Raw genomic sequence first — 22,219 nt, forward strand, 5'->3', positions numbered from 1 at the left:
CTCATTTCTGGCGATATTTCAGCGCACCGCTCGGACAGGTATCAATCACTTTAATGACCGTCGCGACTTCCACTTCATCCGGAATGATCCACGGTTTACGCTTCAGGTCAAAAAGCGCTGCGCTTCCCCGCACGCAGTTGCCCGAATGTTGACATATCGCCGTATTGAAGTAGACGTCAATCTTCTCGCCGGTATAGGCCCGGTAACCGGCATCCAGTAGTTCCTTATCCACGACATTGCCTCGCATTTTTTTATTGTCTGGGTCTAATCATAGACCTGTGCGAGGCTGAAGGAAGCAGCTGAAAGTAGAAATATCACTCAGGCCTTTTCTGCCACGACGGCTGCGGCTCAGGCGGCAAATACTCCAGCATCGCAGGCGTCGGCGGCGGTAGACGGTTATCGGCGATGTCCCTGTCCACATCGATATGACTGATTTCACCACTTTCATGATGGTGAACCGTCAGCACCCGCGCTTTGTTCAGCTCTGTCACCAGTTCCCGGGTAATACGTAAACTTTCCGCCAGCTCATGATCTTCCAGTCCGGGCCTGCGACTGCGACGTTCCACCCGAAAACGAAACTGGTTGTACTTTGCCCAACCAATCAGCACCAGTCCGTTGACCAGCGCGACAAGGATGTAAAACGTGACCGTATCCAGCGTGGTGAAAAAGGGTCGCACGCCTATATAAGGTGAGTGCGCCAGAGCGGTGATCAGCCCTTTATAGATCAAATATAAAAAGCCAACCCAGGCAAAAAGCGTTAACAGCACGTCAATGATGCGCGGCAGCAAACGCTGCTCCGTAAAGATCAGCGGCTGGCTCATGATTCGATCCTCCCAATTCCACGATCGGGACTCACCCAACGCGCCCTGCCGCGTTTGCGTTTGAGCATTACTTTCGGGAAAGCGACCAGCGTGGTGAACAGGCTTAGCATCCAGTACACCACCGGGAACCAGATAATCCAGAACAACGACGCGCCAATGCCTTTTTCATAGCGCCGCTCAATCATCAGACTCACCGCAAACTGCAGCAAGCACACCACACCGAGGATAAGCCCAGTAAAGGCCGGCGGGAACAGATGTTGTACATACAGCGAGTCCGGCATCGGGATCATCAGCCCTAACAGGAACAGCACGATACTGATCGCATAGGCAAACGCCCAGGTGGTAGAAAAACAGAACTCAAAAAACAGCGGCCACATACGGCGATATTCCCATGACCACAGGCGGCGCATGTTCACGATAAACACCTCCGCGCCGCCTTGCGCCCAGCGCAGTCGTTGTTTCCATAACCCTCTTAACGTTTCAGGCATCAGGATCCAGCACAGTGCGCGCGGTTCAAAGAATATCGACCAGTGGCGCAATTGCAGCTTCCAACTGATATCGATGTCTTCGGTGATCATGTCCGGGCTCCAGTAACCGACCTCGGCCAGCGCGCGACGACGAAACGCAGCAACCACGCCGGAAACGGTAAAGATCTGCCCATAAACTCGCTGAGTGCGCTTAATCAAGCCGATAATGGAAGAAAACTCCCCGACCTGCACCCGACCGATTAAGGTGGAGCGGGTTCGAATACGTGGGTTCCCGGTCACCGCACCTACGCGCGGGAACTGGATCAGCGGCGCCACAATATAGGCAACGGCATCACGGTCCAGTAACGCATCGCCATCAATACACACCAGGTAATCACTGCGCGCCGCTGCTGCCCCGGTCTTGAGCGCCAGCGCTTTGCCCTGGTTTTCAGCCAGATGAATCACCCGCAGACTGGGGTATTCCACCGCCAGTTGTTCCAGCACGTCGTGGGTGTCATCCGTTGAACCATCGTTAATGGCAATCACTTCAATATTTTTATATCGCTGCCCCAGCGCGGCCTCAATGGTTTCGCGCGCATTGATCCCTTCGTTAAAACAGGGGATCAGAATGGAAACCAGCGGATTCCCCTCCAGCGTCGGTGGCGGTGTGTCATCTCCCCATTTCCAGTGACGCTCACGGTAGAACCAGAAATAGACCCCGCCGCTTATCCACAAAGCAGACATAAACAAAGGCCAGAAGAAGACGAAGTTCAACATCACTTCACCTGTAAAGATGACCGCCACGCCAAACGGCAGGCTGAACATCAGGCAAAGTATCAGGAAAGCAATTATGCGATCGGTCATTTTTGCGGGTACCAGTATGAGGAGAACGTCGAGCGAATCTCTGACATCTCAGGTTTGTCGCTGATGAAATCATCCGGGTAATAGCCGTAGTTACCTGCACCGCTTAATTTCAGCTGGCGCATCCATTCGGCTATTTGTTTTCCGCTGATTTCAGCCTCGTCCCCGGATTTACGCCAGTCTCGTGCCTGTAGTTCAAACACGGTTTTGTCCAGCGCGCCGGGCGTTTGTGCAACGGCATTCACTAATCTGTCGAGCCAGGCGTTGGCATCATTAGCCGGGATCTGCTCCATGAAAGGCATCGCCATCGGTGCCGTCCAGTCATAGGTATTGAGGAAATCATTCAGGTTCTGCGCAAACCAGGCTTCACTCTCCGGCTCCAGTACCGGCATCGCGTAAATATTGCGCGCCGTCTGCACCTGCGGACCGCGAATATTACGCACCGCCTGGGTCAGTTGTTTGGTGAAGTCGATCAGCACCTTACTTTTCAGTCGCGTCCAGCGCTCGAACGCCTGTGGATTGCTACGGATTTGCTCAATGCTTCCGGGAAGCCCTGCGGCGCGGTAGGCAGCCAACGCCTCCGGTGACGCGTCTTCAAAGTCCGTCAGGAAAGCATCGTCATGGAACAAAATCCCTTTGAAGCTGGCGTGTTTGGCCAGGTCTTCATAGATTTCAGTGATGCGCTGACGCGCTTCGCTGCTCCAGGGGGACAGACGGACATAATTCTCGCGGTTGATCGCTGTACGTCCCGTTTTCGGATCCCAGGCAGTTACGCGTGGGATGGAAGCGTCGAGATCGAAAGCCAGAACCGGCATCCAGGCATACACCGTCACCCCTGCCCGCGTTTGTAACTGCCAGGAGATATAGTTAAAGAGGTCGGCACGCATCGGCAGCCAGCGGTTAGGGAAATAGAGCTCGCGAATATTTCCGTCACCCTGCGGATCGGCGTAGGCCTGCAGGAAGACATGAGAAATACGCATGTCATAAACGCGCTGGATAAGTTTGTCGATGTTTCGCTTCTGCTGAGCAGGGTCCTTGTCATACACGTAATCCAGATCGACATGCATCACGCGCATCGTCTGCGGTTCACGTACCTGAGCGACCTGGCTGGCAAAGCGCTTAAGAGAGGGGTTATCAGAGATTAGCACGCGCGGGATGTCATCAAGAAACGCGGCATTCGCCAACCCTTCGTTGAGCGTGAAGGCCATCTTATAGCCATGCTCTTTAGCCAGGTTTAACGTTGTGCCATTGGCCGCACCGTAAGGCCAGACCCACGCGCGCGGTGATTTCCCGGTCACCGATTTGATCTTGTTGGTGATGAGAGAGATATCCGCGTTTATACGGCGCGTGTACTGTTCATCCGTTTCGTAAGTGCCGGTTTTCTTATCATACAGGCGGTTCGCCACCGCCGGTTCTTTACTTCCCTGCGGGTTGGCTTGTGCACCGAAATGCGAATTCCAGGTGTGCGCACCGACTTCCACCAACGGTGATTTACCCATCTCTTCGACCATTTTCCAGGTGGCGAATTTATCTCGCGCCGTCATTAAGCCGCCAAAATCGACTTTTTTGTTGGCGGGAGCATCAACCCAACTCCCCACCGGCGCCCAAAGCGCAGGCCAGTTATAGGCTTTCAGCAGCGGCCAGACGCGGGTATAAAAACTGCTATATCCGTCATCAAAGGTGAGTAATACCGCTTTTTCCGGCAACACGATTTTACCGTCATGGGCGTCCAGGATTTGCTGCACGCTGATCGGGTTATAACCATTATCACGCAGCCAGGCCATTTGGTCGCTCAACGCGCTGGTGCGCACAGAAAGATAGCGTTGGTCGGCGGCACCATCCTCGACATCGTGGTAGCCGAGCACCAGGAAGCTATTTTTCGGCCACGGATGATCCGCCGTCAGCGGCGTTCTCTCTGCGGGAGGAACGTAGCGAGGCGTTGTATTGTGCGCGCTACTGCACGCGGTAATCATCAACCAGCCAGCGATTAATGCGCTAAGCCACAGGCATCTTTTCAGCATGAACAATCCTTAAAACCTGACATTTAAATCGAAAGCGAGGGAGATATTCCGCTCACGTTTACCGTCGTAGGGGCGTTTATCCCAAATCAGCATCACCCCGCCATCTACGACGTTGTTCCATTTGAGCCGTTGTCCGTATCCCACCTGAACGATGGCACCAGCGTCCTGGCCTTGCTGCCAATAGCCACCTACGCCAGCCAGACCTTGCTGCGTCCACACGGTGTCATAATGGCGGTAAAGAACCTGCTCCGCGCTCAGACCCGGTACCACGGAAAAATCACTCTTCGGGTTGTAATACGGCACATTCTCTTTGGTGTTGGTGCTCCCGCCGATGCCCGGGGTAAAGTCCAGGGTGAAGCGCGGCGTTGTCCACATGCGCTCTTTTCCGCTGAGTCCGTATTCGATGCGATCGTTACCATCTGAGAAATGTGATGCGGCAAACGACAGTTGATATTCACGTCGTTCGTTTTGATACCAGCGAACAAACATATCGCCGCCGTTGGCATACACGCCGCTACGCAGCGCGCGCAGTGGCGTATTACGCGACAAGCGCTCGGCCGAACCGCCTACGCGCCAGTTGTCATTGAAGTCATGCCAGCCGGAAAGACGACCGCCAATTTTCTGACCATCGCCATAATTTCGGCCAGAGACTTCCATTTCTGCCCAGTAGTCGCGGGAAGTCCATTCCGCCCCCGCAGCCAGATCGCGGCTGATGCCTTTACCTTCCTCAAATTCGCCAGTAGCAAAGTTGAATCCAGTAAACAATCGCCAGTTGTCGTTAATTGGCGGACTGTAAATGGCAGTATTGATGTTGAAGTCATTCTTACCGCTGACCGGGCTATCGGACGAGATCCCTTGTGTGCCGCTAATGCGCACTTCCGACATTTTGTGGACATCACGAATACGCGCGAGGCGCAGCGTCGCTTCATCATCCGGGCTACGGGCGATGACGTCATCCGTCAGTTCATCGGCCTGCCTCCATTCCTGGAGATCCAACGCAACATAAGCCTGCTGACGCTCCAGTTCCAGGTTACTTGGCTCAATCACTTCCGCCAGCTTCAGCTCTTTCTCCGCCGCATGCGGCAAGCCACGCGCTTCAAGAACGGAGGCATAAGATATGCGCAGCCCCTGGTTACCTGAACCTGTTCGCGCCAGATGCTCAGCGAGCTTTTCAGCCTCAGGTAGCTCATTGGCAGCGATATAATATTGCGTCAGCATCGACTGTCCGAGCAGCCAGTTATCGTTAGGCTGCGGCGTTGGCGAACCATAGATGCGTCGCAGGTACGGACTCTCTTTGATTAGGTTTTCGGCCTGTTTTTTAGCGGCATCAAAGTTTTCATTATCGATATGCGCGTAGAACAGATCCTGTTGATCCTCAGGACCAAGCGGCGTAACGGGAATCGGTCCATTCGGGTAGTAGATGCTCATCAGCATCGCTTCGGTTTTTTCTGGCTGGCGTTCGCTTAACCATGCCGATGCTACCCAGCGTTTCGCGTAGTTTGGCACTTCGCCGCTCGCAGAAAGCGATTCGTATTCCTTAATCACTTCAGACGTTCGCTTACGAACCAGCAAAGCGCCCATGCGGTCAATTCTCGCCCGACGGACATCATTCTGCGCGGACGGCTCATCCTTCCAGGCAGCCAGCAACTGGTCATAGCGGGCCAGCGCTTTATCCGCCACGATAAACCGCTCTTCTTCATTACGTGCGGACGTATAGGAGGAACGTACCATTTCGGCGGCCGCATCAAGCTCAAGGCGGCGCTTCACAGGATCTGCCGTAGGCACTACCTCCGCCATATTTAAGGCGGGCCCGGAAACACGGTTTGCTGACAGAGCAGACAGCAGCGTAGATTTTGCATTTTTGTTGCCAGGATCAACGTCATCCGCCTGGCTGGCAACCAACAGCGCGTCCCAGTTTTTTCCCTGAGAATGATATACGTAGGCAAGTAGCGCATCGGAGTCAGCCCCCGGATGTGCCTGTGCCCATTTATTCGCTTCAGTAAGGGCTTGCTGATTGTAGCGAGCATCTGCCAACGTCATTATCCAGCCGGTGCGTACGTCAACGTTGTCAGGCTCTTCCTGTAAAACGCTTTCCCATACCGCCAATGAATCATTCCAGTTTTTCTGGTTACGGTACGCACGTGCAGCGGCGACTTTGCCGCGCGCAGGCACATCCATCTGCCCACGATAGCGCTGCCAGATTTCAATAGTGGCTTTATCGTTGTTATCAACCCAACTGGAAACTTGCAGCCAGTCGGCAACCTGATTTGGCGTTAGCGCGCTTTGCTTTCCCTGATCCTCTAGATAACGCAATAACGGTGCACTATTACCACCCCGCGCTTCAATAACCAAAGCGTCATAATCTGATGTCGCTGCAGAGATTTGCATAGGGAAAAGAACGCTTGCCGTAAATAAACAGCTTAAAGACTTAAAACGTTTAATGAAGTTGGCATGTCGACGCATACTTAACATATCTGCCCTTATAACTTACATCAGAGTAAAAATAAGCGTTTTCAATATATTACAGTCAGTTACTTACGGTACCCGACCATGTAAGATGCACTGCCGCTTATTTTGCAATAGGGTTATGAAGCAATTAATTCTTTCGTCTTATTGACTACCCGCGCCTCGCCCTCTAATCGTGGGAAAGCAGGCGTAAACTCGAAAATTTTATCACTCAGCGTAGTTCGTGGCTATGCGATACGAAAACTCTTAGACAAAAAAGTATTTTAGACTAAATAATCCTAATACTCTTGGGATTGAATTCTGGATTTAGATTAAGTTTGCATGACGAAACCTTGTGACGATGATAACTATTGCTGGTTAGCATAGCTACACCGCGCAACTGTTTGCATGGTAACTATTGTGTGCGGATAGAGAAAGTTCTGATAATAATGCCCCTGATAACAACAAAGATAACAATGTAAATAATATAACCTAATTTTAAGTTTCGAACAGGGTCGATAAAATGAAATTAAAGGTACAGTCATAAGCAGAACTAAGTACAGTAAAAACTCAATAAAATCAAATGACTTCTTGAACCTATCATTGAAATCTACCAAAATTGGTATTTTGGTATCCGCCATAATACGTGCGCGAAGAATTGTGCATTGCTCAACTCGCTAAAGTATTTACCACTCTTGCGTATTATTGACAGTATCAACCACACTCACTTTACCCTTACAATTTGAAAGCTTATTTGCATTGAAAATAATTTATATACCCTAAATAATTCGAATTACATGAAGGCGGCAAGTGAGTAAATCCCCAGGAGCATAGCGAACTATGTGACTGAAGTGAGCTAGCGTAGCTAACGCACATGCAGCTAAAAGAATGACGGGTATAGACGCATAATTTTTTGCACTTACCTTCCCTCCAGCCTTTGAGGTAATTTGGACAAAGATGCCAATGGGAGCTGGTCAATGAAAATCGTTAACGCTGAAAAAAAACACATCCCCGCCATACGCGATATCTACGCCCATCATGTTATTCACGGTACCGGCAGCTTTGAAACTGACCCGCCGGATACCCGCGAGATGCAGGATCGTCTGGAAAAAATCCGCAGTCTGGAACTGCCGTGGGTTGTCGCATTGCAAGAAGATAAGGTCATCGGGTATTGCTATCTCACCCGCTACCGCGAGCGTTATGCCTATCGCTATACCCTCGAAGATTCGATTTATATTGACCCGACTGCACAGCGTCAGGGGGTGGGAAAAGCGTTGCTACGCCATGTAATTGAGTGGGCTGAAACGCAGGGTTATCGGCAGTTGATCGCTATCGTCGGCGACAGCAATAATCAGGGATCGCTGAAAGTCCATCAGCAGGCCGGATTTACGAAAATAGGCACGCTGACGAACATTGGATTCAAGCATGGGCTCTGGCTTGATACGGTATTAATGCAACGCAGCCTGGGCACAGGTAACAGTACGCTACCAGCGGATTTCGATGCCGCTATTTAACATTGCTAAGGGATGACTTCAGGATACTGTCCTCTGGTAACCCTCAGACAAACAGAACCACAATCAGGTATAACGTAGTTATTAAATAATTCTCCATTTTTCAGCTCGTTAGAACGCAAAAAGCACCCGAACGTTAATGAACGGATGCTTTCTAAATCGAATAACTCAGTTTTACTTAGCGGGCGGCCCCGCCTGGTGCGCCAAAGGCATCGCGGGGCAAACATCTTTTCAGCCCGAAGATGATTCATCCCTGCGCGTGATATTTCGCCAAATCCCCCCCGACAGTCTCAGGTTTTCCGGCCCGCTATTCAGGATTTGGGTTACACATTTCAGGTAATTGTCTTTCCAGCGCTCAATAAAAGAAGACTGGCTTTCGAACCTCTGCGGATCGACCATTTTCTCCAAAACAAAATGGATGCGCCCGTCTCGCCACACCGGAACACCAAATACGGTGGGTAGGTGCATTTTCCAGGCAAGTCGAGAGCAAAAGGTGGAGTAGGTAATCTGCTGGCCGAAAAAGTCGATAGTCGGCGCGCTCAAATTCAGCGCGCCGTCGATCGCCACAACAAGCGACTGCCCACTATGTAAGGCCTGTATGCAAGCCCTGACCACGTCCGCTTCGCTTTTGTCACTAACCGAAATCAACCGCTCGCCGTAGCCCCCTTTGAGCACGCCAGGCGTGGAAGCCACCCATTTGCTGTTCATTTCCAGCAAGGACAGGATCATCGGCCCGGCATACATTGCGCCCATATGAGCCGATACAACAATGCAACCACGCTTATCGAGCTGCAGCCGTTGGAAAAACTGCTCGACATGCGATATATCGGCCAACCGATACATCGGTTCGTCGGCCTGCTCTCCACGGCATTCAAGCCAGTCGAGGAGATAATTATCGGCAAGATACCCCCACTTCGCCCGGCGTTCCCATTCATGGCGTTCGATACCGGACTGTCTGCCGGCAACTTCCCATGCCCAGTCAAGGCGCTCAGGCGGTAGATTAACGGCAGATATTTGCCCATCAAGCGCCAGCAGCCCCTCTTCGAATGACTGAGGCAGATGGCTTGCTCTGGCCTGAATATAGTGCTCAAAGACGCTTTCCGCTTCGCTTGTTTTCCCCGCCTGTAACAACGCCGCCGCGGCATAACGGTTCCATTTACTGGTCGCCCCTTTTTCCCTTGCCAGTTGTACAAACTCATCGCTGGCAGCAGCGTATTGCCCAACCTGGCGCAGTGCTCGGGCATACATGGCTCTGACATAAGGAAGATCAGGATGAGTCGCGAGCGACTGCTGCAGTAACGGAATGGCTTTCTCATTCTGACCCGTTCTGATTAAGGCATCGGCATACAGGGTCACGATCCGTAAATTATCAGGGTTAAATTGCAGGGCATGACGCCAATGCTCAGCGGCCTGAAGCTTCGCTTCCCGGCTGCGGCCAGATTGATAGTGGGCAAGCCCCAGGCTACGACGCAGCGCTGCACCATCCAACCCACGGGCTAATGCGGACTCCCCAATCTGAATGGCTTCCTGATATTTACCGACAGCGCACAGCGTATCAACCGCCAGCCCCGCCGACTCCTGCTTTTCTAACGCGAAGAAAGGGAGCAATGCGCGGGCCAGGTCATGATCTTCTGGTAGGCGGCTTTTATTTAAGAAACGGAGGCAGGTCTCAATCATATCTCCCCGCGGGGGAACTTCCTGCGCCTGTGTTCTGGCCAACGAGATTGCCTGTAACTCTTTATCCACCAGCGTCAGGCTGCGCAGATGGAGGGCAAAAATTTTGCTATTGCCCGAAAAAGCGAGCCATGCCCGCTCGGCTAAGTCAGCAACAGTCGCATATTGTTTACTCTTAAGCAGCACGCTTGCGACCAGCAGGACATCCTCCGGCTGGCACACATTCACCGCCAGCAGTTTGTTAACCACCTGTAGTACAGCGTCCCGATGATGTGATGCCAGCGGCGAAATAACCCAGCGTCGCAATAAATCACGGCTATTCTTTGCTGTCAGCACACGGTCGGACAACAAAGTCAGCGCGGCATCTGTTTCATCTTTACGCAAACACGCGATAGCGAAGAGAATAATGTTTTGCTCATTTCCAGCACTATCTCGCACTTTTTCGGGATGCTGCCCGAAATAGTGACATAGCCCCTCCCAATCCTCTTGTTTGAGCAGGGTGGTTGGCGATTTTTTTTTACATGTAGAGTGCAAGCTCATCGTATTTCCTTACTCCGCCTTATTCACGCATCCGCCTGATAGTTATCAGGAGAGAAGTCACCAGGTACGCGATGCCCAGCAACACGAAGAACAGTAACCACTTTGTTCCATCGGCATAGCGAGTGGTGTCAGACACCACCATCGGTTGAGAAATGATCAGCAAATACCGTCTCTCACGTAACGCTTGAAGCTTCCCTTGCTGTAAGGTCTGTAAGGCAGATTCCCAGCGTGTTTTGGCGATCTCACTCTGCAGGCGAAGATCTTCAAACAGGGACAGGCTTTCTGAAGAGCCTTGCGACCCTAACTTATTTGACAGGCGGTTACGTTGTTCGCCGATCTGCTTTTCCAGGACCTTGATTTTGGCCGACAGGCGAGGAATAAGGGGGTTCTGATCCAAACCATTAGCCATTAATTGCGCGTATTCCGCTTTCGCCTCCGCCAACTGCGTTTCAAAGCCAGCAATTAATTGATAAATCGCGGTCACGGTTTCCTGCGGTTCAATATCTTTTTGTATATGCTGTATTTTTAGCAATTCAAGCCGAGCGGCCCCCAGATTTTCCTGGGCCGATTTAACATCGTTTTCCAGCCATAAAATTCGTTCCTGCTGCATCCGCGCTGAAACGGTATTAACGTGCTGTTCAGCAAAAGCCAGAATGCGCTGGGCAAAAAACTCAGCCTGTTTCGCACTCCGCGCCTTGACGTTTAAACGCAGCATGCCCTGTTGAATATCGACAGCAACCGAGACTTTCGATAAATAGTAACGATAAGGATCATCATTAATACCCAGCGGTGCATGGTAGCGGGAAAATAATGCGATATCGTCTTGCGCGAAATAAGATAAAAAACCGAGATCTTTTTCCATCCGCTCCATCATTTCTTTCGAAAGTATAAACTCGCGAACCTGAAAGCCCTCCGACATCTCATTGCCTGCACCAAAGAAAGCTGTTCCAGAAAAATTATCCTGGCTGGCATCAGTTTGCACAATAAAGGTGGCATCCGCGCTATAAAAACGCGAAGTTAATAGCCACGACATAAGCATAATAACCAGCAGCGGCAAAGCAATATAAAGAAAGAGCCGACGTAGCGATTGTTTGGCTTGCTGAACACGTCGCTCTTTAATAACCAATGACGCTCTACGGACGGAATCAGCATCCGTCGCGGACCAACCGGCGTCTGGGCGATGTTGACTTTTCGCATCGGCCGTTTTTTCTGTCTGGCGAAGGGCGCGTTCATCCTCTTTTTGTTTCAGTCGCAAGGCTCGGCTTTCTTCTGCTACCTTCGCCCTTTCCTCTTTCCATTTTTTAATACGTTCTGAATTTTCCACTCTCTATCCGTATATTTTCTATTTATATATCAAAGGAATAATTATCAGTTTGAAGCATCGCCTGATTTGACTGATATTGTTCAAAAAGCGCAGATGCCTGTGCTAAATCTTCACACATCGTAATTTTCCCATGCAGCAGTACGCCAAACGCATGACAGTGTTCTTTAATAAGCCGAGGGTTGCGCGTTAGCACAATCAACCCTTTCTGTTGCAGCTCATAAGCTAGCGCCGCCTGCATACGCAACTGTGAGGTATTATCCCCGGTGTACAGCTTGTCATCGGCAATATAAAGGCGACAGGGAAGCAGTAAATTAATGGCAAATGCCAGATGCGCTTTCATCGTGACAGAATATTCACTCACCCTGTCGGTATAGCGCTGTTCAAGCTGGGTCAATTGATAGCAGAAATGTGAAAACTCATCGCCATCCAGGCCATAAAGACTGGCCATCATGCGCGCATTCTCTTCGCCGGTTAACCCCGGCAGAACAAAAGCATTTGCCCCCAGTGGGAGCGCATCACCCCGTAGCCCAATAAAATCCCCTTCATCAGGAGCATCTATACCGCACAGCAATCGGGTTAGCGTCGTTTTGCCTGAACCAGGGGCCGCCAGAATACCGATATGCTCATGGTAATCCATGACAAAATCTGTTTTATCAAGGACCACCCGCGGGCCCTTATCAGACTCAAAATAGCGTGTACAACCTAATAAACCGAACACGAACGCGTCTCTCCTGAAGCCAAAGTCAGTGATTTTCAGTGTCACAAATCAGGTGAAAAATGATGCCCGCGAGGAATAACGTTGCGGAAAATGCCAGAGGGTAAAGAGGTTCAAGGTACAAGGAGTTATATCCCTCAAACATTCCTTCTCTGACTATCTCATTAGCATGAAGTAGAGGGTTCCAGCTGAATATGCTCAATAATGAATAGGGCAATTCATTCGCCGTATAAAAGACAGCTGAAATCAAAAACATCGGTCTTAGCACCACAGGAACGGCTTTGTAGACCAGCGGAAACCGTTCAGACAGTGCGTCACAAAAGTAACCAAACGATAACCCCAGAAGCCATGCGATAACCATCCCTTCAAAAATCAGGATCGGTTTCTGGGCTTCCCAGCGGGAGAAGATAAGAAAGTTAATTAATGAAACAATAATATAAATGATAACCGCATTAACAAATTCGACTGCGGCAAGAGCAAAAATCACATGTCTTTTCTTAACCTGCGAGACAACCGCCAACGATGTGGAGAATGAACGGGTACGCATGGTTGCGGTAATGGTATAACGAAATAACAGATACGGTAATATACCTGCAATAACAAAGCTGATATCGTCAGTAAATATTGGTACGGTGCGATTTAAATATTGAAAAGAAATAACGGTAATGGTTATCCATACCAGTGGTACGGCCAGCACCATCATATAGTTTAGCAAATTACCGTTATAGCGTGTTTTGATATCGCGTGACATTAACAAAATGATTAACTCACAGACGGTAATGAGTTTCATAAAATAATAAGTATTATTTTTCAAAATATTCATATGGCGACGTTAGAAAGAATTAGAGCCGCGGATCAAAAAGCTATCGAATGCGGCTTTCACCTTAGCGAAATCAGTCAAAGAGGCGTTCGAGATATAGATAACATCGCCGTCTTCCACCCGCATGGCCTGTGCTAAAAACACCGAGTCAGGTTGGCTCATATCGACATGATAGATATTCAGCTTACGCATCTGCTGTTTCGCCTGTTCCGCTTCGTCATGCTTGTACAGAAAAACCGCCTGAGGATCGGCAAGATTGTCGTTTAATCCTTTCGCCAGCGCCAAAGCATCCACTACGCTGGAATGACGCTGAACCAGAGCATGTTTCCCCTGAACACCCGCCGCGCCGAGCACATTAACATACTCGGTCACTTGACGCAGAGTGATACGGTCATCCGGCTGTAAGACAATATCCAACCCGGGATACTGATAAATATCTGACAGTCGCGCATTGAAATAATGCTGCTGGCGCGTCACGTGAACTTCCATCATCTCTGCGCTGGTATTTTCTACTGCCGCCGCCGTTGCCAAAAAATGACTAAGACGATTCATACTCTGTTCGAGAGGGTAGCGACCCGTTTTCCCGCTGCCCTCGACCGTCACCATGGCTCCAGTGCGGGCGGTAAGCGTCACCAGCACCTGAGGATTCAGGACAACGCGCGAAAGTCGCTTTCTGATCTCTTCAGCCAGTTGTGTCACATCCAGCCCGGTAACCGGGATTATCCCGGCATAAGGCACCTGAACGATATTACCGTCAGTCACAAGAATATTTTCAAAATCCGCCCGGTCGCCGCTTGCGTTATTGGATAAGTACCCCGCCCCGCCCGAGGATAAAATAGTGATATGCAGCACATCGCCTTTAGCCAAAGATGTCCAGTGCCAGTTATTTTCGGCAAAGACCGGATCGACAATAGTTTTCGGCACAGTATCGGCATCACTCAGTTTTAATGTCGGTGTGACTTCAACCAGATGATAATGAGGATCGTCCTGATTAATCAGGCTGGATTTAAATACCGCCCTGGGAATAGTGCATCCCGAAAGCAGAAAAAACGTCGTTAACAATATAATAATTTTTTTCATAACTTATTTTATAAATGAAATAGCTGAAAAAATGCTGCCCATTAATTAACGAGGCTGAGAGGCAATGGTTTGTACAAACGTTCCCACCATATGTTCAACGGTGAAGCGTTCTTGTAAAAATGACTGCGTCTGTTGGCAAATACCGGTTCTGCTGCGCCATAAATTGACCAACTGTTCTGCATAGCGGCAAGCCTGGTCAAGATTGACCGTCTGCGCATCATCAAGAATGAAACCCGAAACACCCTCAATAAAGCATTCTGCCGATCCACCTGCAGGGGTTGAAATCACCGGCACCCCGACCATTTGTGCTTCAATGAGCACATTGGGTAGCCCTTCATAACGCGAAAACAAAATGAATACGTCCATTTTTTGCAGCCAATACCCCACGTCACGCGAGACGCCAACGAATAGTATTCTCTCCAGAATCCCCAACTGTTCGGCGCGTTTCTGCGCTTCAGCGCGCAAATCACCATCGCCTACCAGCACAAAGCGTGTGGCGGGGTGGTGCTGTAAATAGCGTGCTGCAAAATCAATCCATGCAAAAGGGTTCTTATCGCCTACAAAGCGGAAAACGCCACCAATAGTCGTGTCCGCATCCTGGGTTTTTTGCGTAAACTGCTGCCAGATTTTATGTGGCACCTCAGAAGAAGGTTCGGTAGATGGCGGTAAGACGCCGTTATATACAACCTGGAAGTGCTTCGCCTCCAACTTTAGCCAGTCGGCATAATGGCGGGTCACACAATGGTTGTTACTCATAAAATCAACGCCAGGCACGGCCGCCAGCGCCTGGTAAAGAGGCTCATATTCCGGCTTGAACAGACGCTTTCTCACCACCGGCGGTAAGCCACGTAATCCCAGTTGAATTCTGGGCACGCCAGCAATCAGCGCTGCAAGCGCAATCATCAGACAAGCGCCATCCTGCCAAACGGAGAGATAATCCGGCTTGCGCTCGCATAAGTGGGGGACCAGATGCTTGATGCCGTAGTTACACACCGGCGGCAGATGAGAGAGCAATAAGCGCAACTCCGGAGATTCTATTGTCGCATCGTCAAAGAAGTTTCCGGTAATCTTCGCGATTTCAAGCACCTCGACCTGTTCTTCCAGCACTTCTTTCAGGAAAAAGTCTTGCCTGAGTTCCGGTGCCAGGGAGCGAATAATGAGTTCTACCGGCTCTTCTACTTTCAGGCCGCCAATTTTCCCCTGTTGCCGATATTTTCTGGCGATCTCGATAGCCAGCCTGGAAATCTGACGCTCTGCACCGCCGCTACCTAGCGAGCCTGTACAGAGCGCAAGGCGACCAAAAGATCCGACGGGAAGCTGCCGCGGCTGACGATTTCGATAAAACAAGATGGCATGCTTCATTGCAATAATACGGGTGTTGGTCCCCACAGGGATCGCTTCCCCTTCAAGGCGTTCAAGCAAATCGCAGATCTTATTTATTTTGCCTAAATAATTGTTATATTTTTTCTGCACACCGGTGCTAACCTTTTTAAGAATTAGCTGCGCATCTTTGGCTAGCCCCGTATTATATAAACGCCGCGCATACTCATAACGTGCTTCATCATTGTTTTGTGCAATCAGCGTTTCGTAGAGCGCGTATGCACGCGCCGTTTCATTGAAATCATGAAGAAATTCTGCTTTTTTTAGCATCGCTAATGAAGTTAAAGCCTCAGCCGGTAATTCACTGTCAATTAATGCAATAGCTTGCGCAAGCTTCCTCTCTTGTTTCAATGTTAAAAGCGTTTTCCCTAGCGCAGCTAACTTTTCTTCCTCCGTAATCATTACGACTTCCCTGATGTATTTTTTTGTAATGCGGTTATGCAGGTCGAGATCTGCCTTGTCACCGGATCCGTTGGCCCATTCACTTTCTCCAGTCGCTGCCAATACTGCAAAGCCTGGGTGTAGTCGCGTAAATGCATTGCATTTAATGCGGCATATTTCAAGGCATAGGCATTTTCGCTATCAAAAACGAGTAATTTTTTCGCATAATCCAGATGTTCATAAGACGCGATAGTGCTGCCGCCATCCTTCAGTGACTCATTAAATAATCTGATAATTTGCTTATATTCACGCATCAGGCGAGAAACATCAGGATCAATTCGTTTCAGGCTAATCAATACAGACAATGCTTCATCCAGACGCCCTTCAGTTTTCTTCTGGCGTACATATTTAAGGGCTCTGGTTGCAACATTGCGACACTCTTTCTCAAACAGCTCGTTCATCGAGGCATTCTGGAATGATGGAGAAATGCTCATGACGTTAGCAATCAAATCAATGAGGAACGGAATATCGTTAATATGACGTATGCTGCGTAACATAATCGACTGCAGGCTGGTAATGTTCGAGTTACGAATCAAGGTCATGTGGGCCAACGTGCACGCGTCTTTCCAGGCACCAAGATTCACCAGCGTTCTTGCACAATATACTGTGCTAACAGGATCGAACTCCAGAAGTGGCCACACAATTTTCGCCCCTACCAGGATATTTTCATAATCCTCACGCTCATACATTTCTCTTAATTTCTCGCGCCATGCCGTTTTAACTTCATTATTAAAGCGAGAAATACGTGCATGGGGATAAACCATAAATGCAGAGAAGGTGTACACCAGCGAAGTACTCAGTGAGACAAAATCATCAACCGAATGTAGCGACAGCGCGGTATTGTTCCATGCCACAAAAACGTCGTGGAGTTTATCTTTATACGAGGTGCTAAGCGCCTGATGATAGCTCATATTCTTGATGCAGAAAGCTGCGTGGATGACGAGACCGGTATCATGAATCGTCGACAATACCGTCAGCGCAAATTCTGACTCATGGCGGAGTAACTGCTCAAGCGCATGCTTGAAAATCAATTCATCACTGAATTTGATTGCCAAAGATAACGCTGTTTCCATAAACGCATCATTTAGGCGCTGCGATTGAATGCCGGCATGGAAAGCTTCGGAGAATGCGTTGCCATCATTGAAATATTGCGTGCTGCTCAGGAAATTAACCCATCCGCTTTGGGTTTCAGGATTCAATAACAGTACACTTTTCCAGTATTGATATGACTTATCAAACAGCTGTAAAGCATCGGCTGAGCCGGCGGCAACGGTAAGGACTTCTTCATCTTCAATTTCATTGGAAAGCATCATCTCGGCCGTCGATAAGGCTTCCCGCCAACGCGCTAATCCATGCAGAGACCTCAGCCGACAACGTAATGTGCTGTCCGTCGTACCGATAATTTTCTCAACATCACTAATATCCTGATAAGCCTGTTCATAATAACCTAAACGGCTGAAGATTACGGACCGAAGTTGGATCAGAACGGGCTCTTGCTGCTGATTTCTTAATGCGGCAAAAAGTTGCTGTGATGCAGCAATAATGTCGCCATCGGCAAGCAGCTTAGTGATCGATAATGTAATCTCACGTATTTGGTCCTGTTTCTCTTGCCGCCTCTCATCAAGATGATGCTTAGTATTGTTGATCACTCCCTTAAAAATAGCCGCAACGATCGCATCACCAAACATGTCGGTATAATGAGTAAGATCGTCGCCATTTTTTTCCAGGGCTCGTTTCTGCCCCCACTTTTCCATCAAATTTGTCGGGTTAACGCAGGGAATATCCATCCTGGCGGCGATGGTCTCGACATTTTTAATCAACCGACTGCGGGACTGAATGACGGTTCCAGCACGAGTCACAGCATCAACATGGGTCATAAACATAACGCGATCGCGACCAAGAAGCTGAATGATTTCCATCATATCCTGTTCGATAGCATGCTCATCCATCTGCTCAACATTAATATTGCTTAATAAGGCACGATCGTCTTCCGACATTCCGGCAAAACAGGGATCGTCTTTGAGATAGGCCAGCAGTTTGTGTTGATTCCCTTGCGTGGCAAGCGACCAGTACACACGCGCCCGCTCTGTTTGGCTAAAAAACTCATAAAAATGACGAGTTATATAATTTTGTTGTAAGCACAACCCATAGGCCATAATCTTCTTCTGACTTGAAATCTCAACGATATAGAAATCAGAACGACTATGAACGTCGTTTTTTGAATAATTTACAGCAGTTCTAAAAATAAAAGGCCGGACCTTTTCAGGAATATCTATCAATCCCAAAATAAAACGAACCTGCTGTAATGCCTCGCTGCTCGTATGCGTAAATCCATATATTTTCTTAAAATTAGCCTTAAAATTAAAATAAGGCTGAGCTCTTTTTACCGGACTCGCGATACGGCAACTACCAATGGCGGTAAGCGTAAACATCTCTGACGATTTCATTAAATTCATCCACGTGAAAAGAAAGTGAGTAGTTATACTCAGGAATACAAAGCAGTCTGTTTATCGATATACCATTTTAGAGTCTGCTTAAGTCCTTCTTTGATATCAAACTCAGGCTCATATGAAAGAAATGTTTTTATTCTGGTAATATCTGCCTGACTATGCTTAACGTCACCGTCACGAAAATCTTTATAAATTGGTTCAGCACTAATTTGTTCGTCCCGCCATAAATTCAACCCATCGCGGATGAGATAATAAAGCTCATTTAGCGAAGTTCTGTCTCCAACAGCCACATTATAGACTTTATTTTTTGAGGCTAAATCATTAGTCGTTGCTGATAATAAATTTGCCTGAACCACATTTTCTATATAGCAAAAATCCCGGCTTGTTGAACCATCGCCATTGATATAAATTGGTTCATCTTTAAGAAGCGATAGTATCCAGCGAGGAATGACTGCAGAGTATGCTCCGTTAGGGTTTTGGCGGCGGCCAAATACATTAAAGTAGCGCAGGCCAATAGCGTTAAAATCATAGCTGCGAGCAAACACCTCGGCGTACAATTCATTGACGTATTTTGTAACCGCATACGGGCTTAATGGCCGGCCGATCCGTTCCTCAATTTTAGGTAAATCGGGATGGTCACCATAAGTACTACTGCTTGCGGCATAGGTGAAACCAGATACATGTGCATCTCTCGCCGCCGTCAACATATTTAAAAAACCATCAATGTTAGCGCTATTTGTCGTGATAGGATCCTGCAAGGAACGAGGTACGCTTCCCAGAGCGGCCTGATGTAAAACGTAATCGACATTTTCACAAACAGCCTGACAATCGGCAAACGACCGGATATCCCCATGAACAAAGGTAAACCGCGACCATTGTTCTTCACTGACAGCGGCACGCACATCCTCTAAATTATGTTGATAGCCAGTTGAAAAGTTATCCAACCCAATTACTGTTTGATTTAAATAGAGTAGTTCTTCTAATAATCCAGAGCCGATAAAACCTGCTACGCCAGTAATAAGCCAACGTTTTGGTTCAAGAACGAGTTGTATTTTTAATTCATCATAGGCTGTCATGATTATAACCTCACATCTGACTGCTCAGGCGAAAGGATATACTTCAAATCATAAAGCACATGTTTATCTTTTCCAAAGCCACGAATATCAGTACTCCCCATCTTCTTAAACTGCTCATGGCCAACGGCAACAATAATGGCATCATAAGAAGCCGCCTTGATTTCCGATACAGGTATAATCCCGTATTCCTCTTCGACTTCCTCAGCATCCACCCAAGGGTCAAAAATATCAACATTACAGCTGTAATTGCCCAACTCTTTTACAACATCGATAATGCGGGTATTCCTGATATCCGGGCAGTTTTCTTTAAAGGTGAACCCCAGAATCAGAACGTTAGAACCCTCAACATTAATCCCTTTTTTGATCATGGCTTTGATCAACTGTCCCGAAACATAGTTACCCATATTATCGTTCAGTCGACGACCCGCGAGGATAATTTCCGGATAGTAACCGATGCCCTGAGATTTATGAGTCAGATAATAGGGATCGACGCCAATGCAGTGACCACCAACCAGTCCCGGACGGAATGGCAGGAAGTTCCATTTACTTCCCGCTGCTCGCAGTACGGCTTCAGTGTCAATCTCTAATCGGTTAAAGATAATCGCCAATTCATTTACCAGCGCGATATTGAGATCGCGTTGGGTATTTTCAATCACCTTTGCCGCTTCCGCGATCTTAATGCTTTCCGTTTTGTACGTTCCTGCCGTGATGATCTGTCGATAGATCTCATCAACCAGACAGGCCGTTTCTGCAGTTGAACCAGAGGTGATTTTCTTGATAGTTGTCAGACGATATTTTTTATCGCCGGGATTGATGCGTTCTGGGCTATATCCGACAAAGAAGTCTTTGTTAAATGTCATCGCTGACATACGCTCAAGAATCGGCACGCATTCTTCTTCAGTACACCCTGGATATACCGTAGATTCATACACCACGATATCCCCCGGCCTCAGTACTTTGCCAACAGTTTCACTTGCCATAATCAAAGGGGTGAGATCTGGTTGCTTATAATCGTTGATCGGCGTCGGGACGGTAATGATGTAAAAATTGCATTCTCTGATTTCATCAATTGATGAGGTAAACGTCAGATGGCGAGCATCACGTAGCTCTTCTTCTGTGGTTTCGAGATTGACATCGATCCCTTCTTTTAGCTCGAGTATACGTTTATGATTAACATCAAAACCAACCACCTGACGAATTTTCCCAAATTCAGCAGCCAATGGTAAGCCAACATACCCGAGTCCAATAATGGCAATTTTTACATCGTCTTTGCTGATCATTACTGATAAGTCCCTTATTTAATAATTATTAACTTTAAATAAATCCCAGATGTTTTCTGGAACGCTACCGCCCCTGACGTTCTTAGCCAGCGTATCTATTCTTATCGAAATCACGACAGTTTCTAGTCTAAGCAAGGCTAGAAATTTTATATTGCCTAATTTTAGTTAAATGGAGGTCGTATGCAGTATCCGTTCTAAAACAACAATTAAAGATCGGATCTTTAATTGTAATTCTTAATGAGAAAACGCATAGCATTTTATTCTGGCAATAGAAGATATCGAGGGTCTCGCACGCCGAATTTAAGGGCGATCTCTTTTCTCCAACGATACAATGTTGACGGCGAGTTCATAAATCTATCCTGAAGCTCCTCCATACCGCTTTCGGTTAAGAAGTACTTCATCTTCATGATATCTTTGTTGCTAATCTTAAAGTTACATTCCCTTCGCCCTGCCGTTATCTTGTCACCATTTCGTCGATATAGGCTTATTTTCTTAATCATCTCCGACACAGATGTTGAGGTATCGAAAACAGCAATAACATTTTTGATATTATCCAACCAAAAAAGAGCCAAAGGCATCAACCGTGAGCTGGAAATGATGATTATGATTTTATTGATATTTTTATTCCGTGAGAAAAAAACCAAGGTGCTACGTAAGCTATATTGATTAAGATTCACGAATAAATAATTTCTTTCGTTTGTAATCAGTGACATTTCATCAATAACACTAGCGGCACCACCCCCAAAGTAAATATCATTAGGTGGCCAGAAATGTTGATACTTCATGAAGCCTCCATAACCTCAAAAAACTCTATTTCATCCATGGAAAGGTAAGTGTCTACTTTTAAGCACACCGACCCTCTAAAAAATACCTAACAATCGAGTAATTGATTTTATTAATATTGCTAAATACATGAGATGAACTTTTACACAACAAGGATGTGATATCAACCCCTCGCCATTCATAGCTAAAAACTATCAATCACTCATTCTTAGATTTGAATTACTAATGGATATCGGCATTTTAATACGATTATTGGTTGTATTATTAGCACTACCTGTGAAACCGCACTTTCATCTTTTATTCAAAATGAGAAAATTCTCAAAACACAAGGAAACATTTTCTTACAAATTACCAGCATACATACTGGGGTTAAAGGTAGCCTGACTGAATTGTCACCCATGTCTCTACCTTTAAATTCTTAGCTATACCGTGTGAGATTTTAATCAGTACAACTGAAGTCTATCTAACTATATTTGCTATATTTTTCAACAACAATGACATAATATACACAAGGCTAACGAGCCCCCCGG

General features: G+C 47.8%; 16 protein-coding genes. 1 reads left to right on the forward strand and 15 read right to left on the reverse strand.

Going from position 1 to position 22,219, the window contains the following annotated elements:
* Window position 1: 1 nt before the first annotated feature.
* The 5 genes from yjdI to pgaA form a co-directional block, all read right to left on the reverse strand.
* A complete protein-coding gene (yjdI, locus tag N0B36_RS13370; protein WP_103766810.1) occupies window positions 2–232 on the reverse strand; it encodes a 4Fe-4S mono-cluster protein YjdI in 231 nt (76 codons plus the stop codon).
* 82 nt (window positions 233–314) lie between these two features.
* On the reverse strand, window positions 315–821 hold the full coding sequence (gene pgaD / locus N0B36_RS13375; protein ID WP_049041934.1) for a poly-beta-1,6-N-acetyl-D-glucosamine biosynthesis protein PgaD: 507 nt from the start codon (window positions 819–821) through the stop codon (window positions 315–317).
* A complete protein-coding gene (gene pgaC / locus N0B36_RS13380) occupies window positions 818–2,152 on the reverse strand; it encodes a poly-beta-1,6-N-acetyl-D-glucosamine synthase (RefSeq protein ID WP_191220756.1) in 1,335 nt (444 codons plus the stop codon). The genes pgaD and pgaC overlap by 4 nt, the downstream gene beginning before the upstream one ends.
* The gene (gene pgaB / locus N0B36_RS13385) at window positions 2,149–4,170 is read right to left on the reverse strand and encodes a poly-beta-1,6-N-acetyl-D-glucosamine N-deacetylase PgaB (RefSeq protein WP_016157399.1); all 2,022 of its coding nucleotides are present in this window, start codon (window positions 4,168–4,170) and stop codon (window positions 2,149–2,151) included. The genes pgaC and pgaB overlap by 4 nt, the downstream gene beginning before the upstream one ends.
* A 9-nt stretch (window positions 4,171–4,179) precedes the next feature.
* Window positions 4,180–6,642: a poly-beta-1,6 N-acetyl-D-glucosamine export porin PgaA gene (gene pgaA, locus N0B36_RS13390; protein WP_016154307.1), complete on the reverse strand. Its 2,463-nt coding sequence runs from the start codon at window positions 6,640–6,642 to the stop codon at window positions 4,180–4,182.
* A gap of 950 nt (window positions 6,643–7,592) precedes the next feature.
* Here pgaA and N0B36_RS13395 point away from each other — a divergent pair.
* Complete coding sequence (locus N0B36_RS13395) at window positions 7,593–8,129, forward strand: GNAT family N-acetyltransferase (protein WP_200051870.1); 537 nt, start codon at window positions 7,593–7,595, stop codon at window positions 8,127–8,129.
* 228 nt (window positions 8,130–8,357) lie between these two features.
* Here N0B36_RS13395 and vexE read toward each other — a convergent pair whose 3' ends face one another.
* The 10 genes from vexE to N0B36_RS13445 all read right to left on the reverse strand — a co-directional run bounded on the left by vexE (window position 8,358) and on the right by N0B36_RS13445 (window position 21,691).
* Complete coding sequence (vexE, locus tag N0B36_RS13400) at window positions 8,358–10,340, reverse strand: Vi polysaccharide transport protein VexE (RefSeq protein WP_259688481.1); 1,983 nt, start codon at window positions 10,338–10,340, stop codon at window positions 8,358–8,360.
* Window positions 10,341–10,359: 19 nt separating this feature from the next.
* Window positions 10,360–11,664, reverse strand: coding sequence for a Vi polysaccharide ABC transporter inner membrane protein VexD (gene vexD / locus N0B36_RS13405; RefSeq protein ID WP_047499334.1), 1,305 nt, complete (start codon window positions 11,662–11,664; stop codon window positions 10,360–10,362).
* Window positions 11,665–11,686: 22 nt separating this feature from the next.
* Window positions 11,687–12,382: a Vi polysaccharide ABC transporter ATP-binding protein VexC gene (gene vexC, locus N0B36_RS13410; RefSeq protein ID WP_047499332.1), complete on the reverse strand. Its 696-nt coding sequence runs from the start codon at window positions 12,380–12,382 to the stop codon at window positions 11,687–11,689.
* Window positions 12,383–12,407: 25 nt separating this feature from the next.
* The gene (vexB, locus tag N0B36_RS13415) at window positions 12,408–13,202 is read right to left on the reverse strand and encodes a Vi polysaccharide ABC transporter inner membrane protein VexB (RefSeq protein WP_047499331.1); all 795 of its coding nucleotides are present in this window, start codon (window positions 13,200–13,202) and stop codon (window positions 12,408–12,410) included.
* A gap of 9 nt (window positions 13,203–13,211) precedes the next feature.
* Entirely contained in the window at window positions 13,212–14,279 is a 1,068-nt protein-coding gene (gene vexA, locus N0B36_RS13420) for a Vi polysaccharide ABC transporter protein VexA (protein WP_047414406.1), read from the reverse strand.
* 45 nt (window positions 14,280–14,324) lie between these two features.
* A complete protein-coding gene (gene tviE, locus N0B36_RS13425; protein WP_259688510.1) occupies window positions 14,325–16,061 on the reverse strand; it encodes a Vi polysaccharide biosynthesis glycosyltransferase TviE in 1,737 nt (578 codons plus the stop codon).
* Window positions 16,061–18,556, reverse strand: a complete 2,496-nt coding sequence (gene tviD / locus N0B36_RS13430) for a Vi polysaccharide biosynthesis protein TviD (protein ID WP_259688483.1) — start codon at window positions 18,554–18,556, stop codon at window positions 16,061–16,063. The genes tviE and tviD overlap by 1 nt, the downstream gene beginning before the upstream one ends.
* A 29-nt stretch (window positions 18,557–18,585) precedes the next feature.
* The gene (gene tviC, locus N0B36_RS13435; RefSeq protein ID WP_259688484.1) at window positions 18,586–19,626 is read right to left on the reverse strand and encodes a Vi polysaccharide biosynthesis UDP-N-acetylglucosaminuronic acid C-4 epimerase TviC; all 1,041 of its coding nucleotides are present in this window, start codon (window positions 19,624–19,626) and stop codon (window positions 18,586–18,588) included.
* Between the two features lie 2 nt (window positions 19,627–19,628).
* Window positions 19,629–20,906, reverse strand: a complete 1,278-nt coding sequence (tviB, locus tag N0B36_RS13440; RefSeq protein WP_016157409.1) for a Vi polysaccharide biosynthesis UDP-N-acetylglucosamine C-6 dehydrogenase TviB — start codon at window positions 20,904–20,906, stop codon at window positions 19,629–19,631.
* A 257-nt stretch (window positions 20,907–21,163) separates the two neighbouring features.
* Window positions 21,164–21,691, reverse strand: a complete 528-nt coding sequence (locus N0B36_RS13445) for a Vi polysaccharide biosynthesis protein TviA (RefSeq protein WP_047499323.1) — start codon at window positions 21,689–21,691, stop codon at window positions 21,164–21,166.
* Window positions 21,692–22,219: the final 528 nt, after the last annotated feature.

The organism is Citrobacter sp. XY323 (assembly GCF_025106035.1).
Lineage (GTDB): Bacteria > Pseudomonadota > Gammaproteobacteria > Enterobacterales > Enterobacteriaceae > Citrobacter > Citrobacter braakii.

What these genes read in the sequence shown, in the direction of transcription:
- vexB (WP_047499331.1), bottom strand. Translation starts at nt 13,202, where the DNA reads ATGAATATTTTGAAAAATAATACTTATTATTTTATGAAACTCATTACC.
- vexE (WP_259688481.1), bottom strand. Translation starts at nt 10,340, where the DNA reads ATGAGCTTGCACTCTACATGTAAAAAAAAATCGCCAACCACCCTGCTC.
- tviB (WP_016157409.1), bottom strand. Translation starts at nt 20,906, where the DNA reads ATGATCAGCAAAGACGATGTAAAAATTGCCATTATTGGACTCGGGTAT.
- tviD (WP_259688483.1), bottom strand. Translation starts at nt 18,556, where the DNA reads ATGAATTTAATGAAATCGTCAGAGATGTTTACGCTTACCGCCATTGGT.
- pgaA (WP_016154307.1), bottom strand. Translation starts at nt 6,642, where the DNA reads ATGTTAAGTATGCGTCGACATGCCAACTTCATTAAACGTTTTAAGTCT.
- tviC (WP_259688484.1), bottom strand. Translation starts at nt 19,626, where the DNA reads ATGACAGCCTATGATGAATTAAAAATACAACTCGTTCTTGAACCAAAA.
- pgaC (WP_191220756.1), bottom strand. Translation starts at nt 2,152, where the DNA reads ATGACCGATCGCATAATTGCTTTCCTGATACTTTGCCTGATGTTCAGC.
- N0B36_RS13445 (WP_047499323.1), bottom strand. Translation starts at nt 21,691, where the DNA reads ATGAAGTATCAACATTTCTGGCCACCTAATGATATTTACTTTGGGGGT.
- vexA (WP_047414406.1), bottom strand. Translation starts at nt 14,279, where the DNA reads ATGAAAAAAATTATTATATTGTTAACGACGTTTTTTCTGCTTTCGGGA.
- N0B36_RS13395 (WP_200051870.1), top strand. Translation starts at nt 7,593, where the DNA reads ATGAAAATCGTTAACGCTGAAAAAAAACACATCCCCGCCATACGCGAT.
- pgaB (WP_016157399.1), bottom strand. Translation starts at nt 4,170, where the DNA reads ATGCTGAAAAGATGCCTGTGGCTTAGCGCATTAATCGCTGGCTGGTTG.
- pgaD (WP_049041934.1), bottom strand. Translation starts at nt 821, where the DNA reads ATGAGCCAGCCGCTGATCTTTACGGAGCAGCGTTTGCTGCCGCGCATC.
- tviE (WP_259688510.1), bottom strand. Translation starts at nt 16,061, where the DNA reads ATGATTACGGAGGAAGAAAAGTTAGCTGCGCTAGGGAAAACGCTTTTA.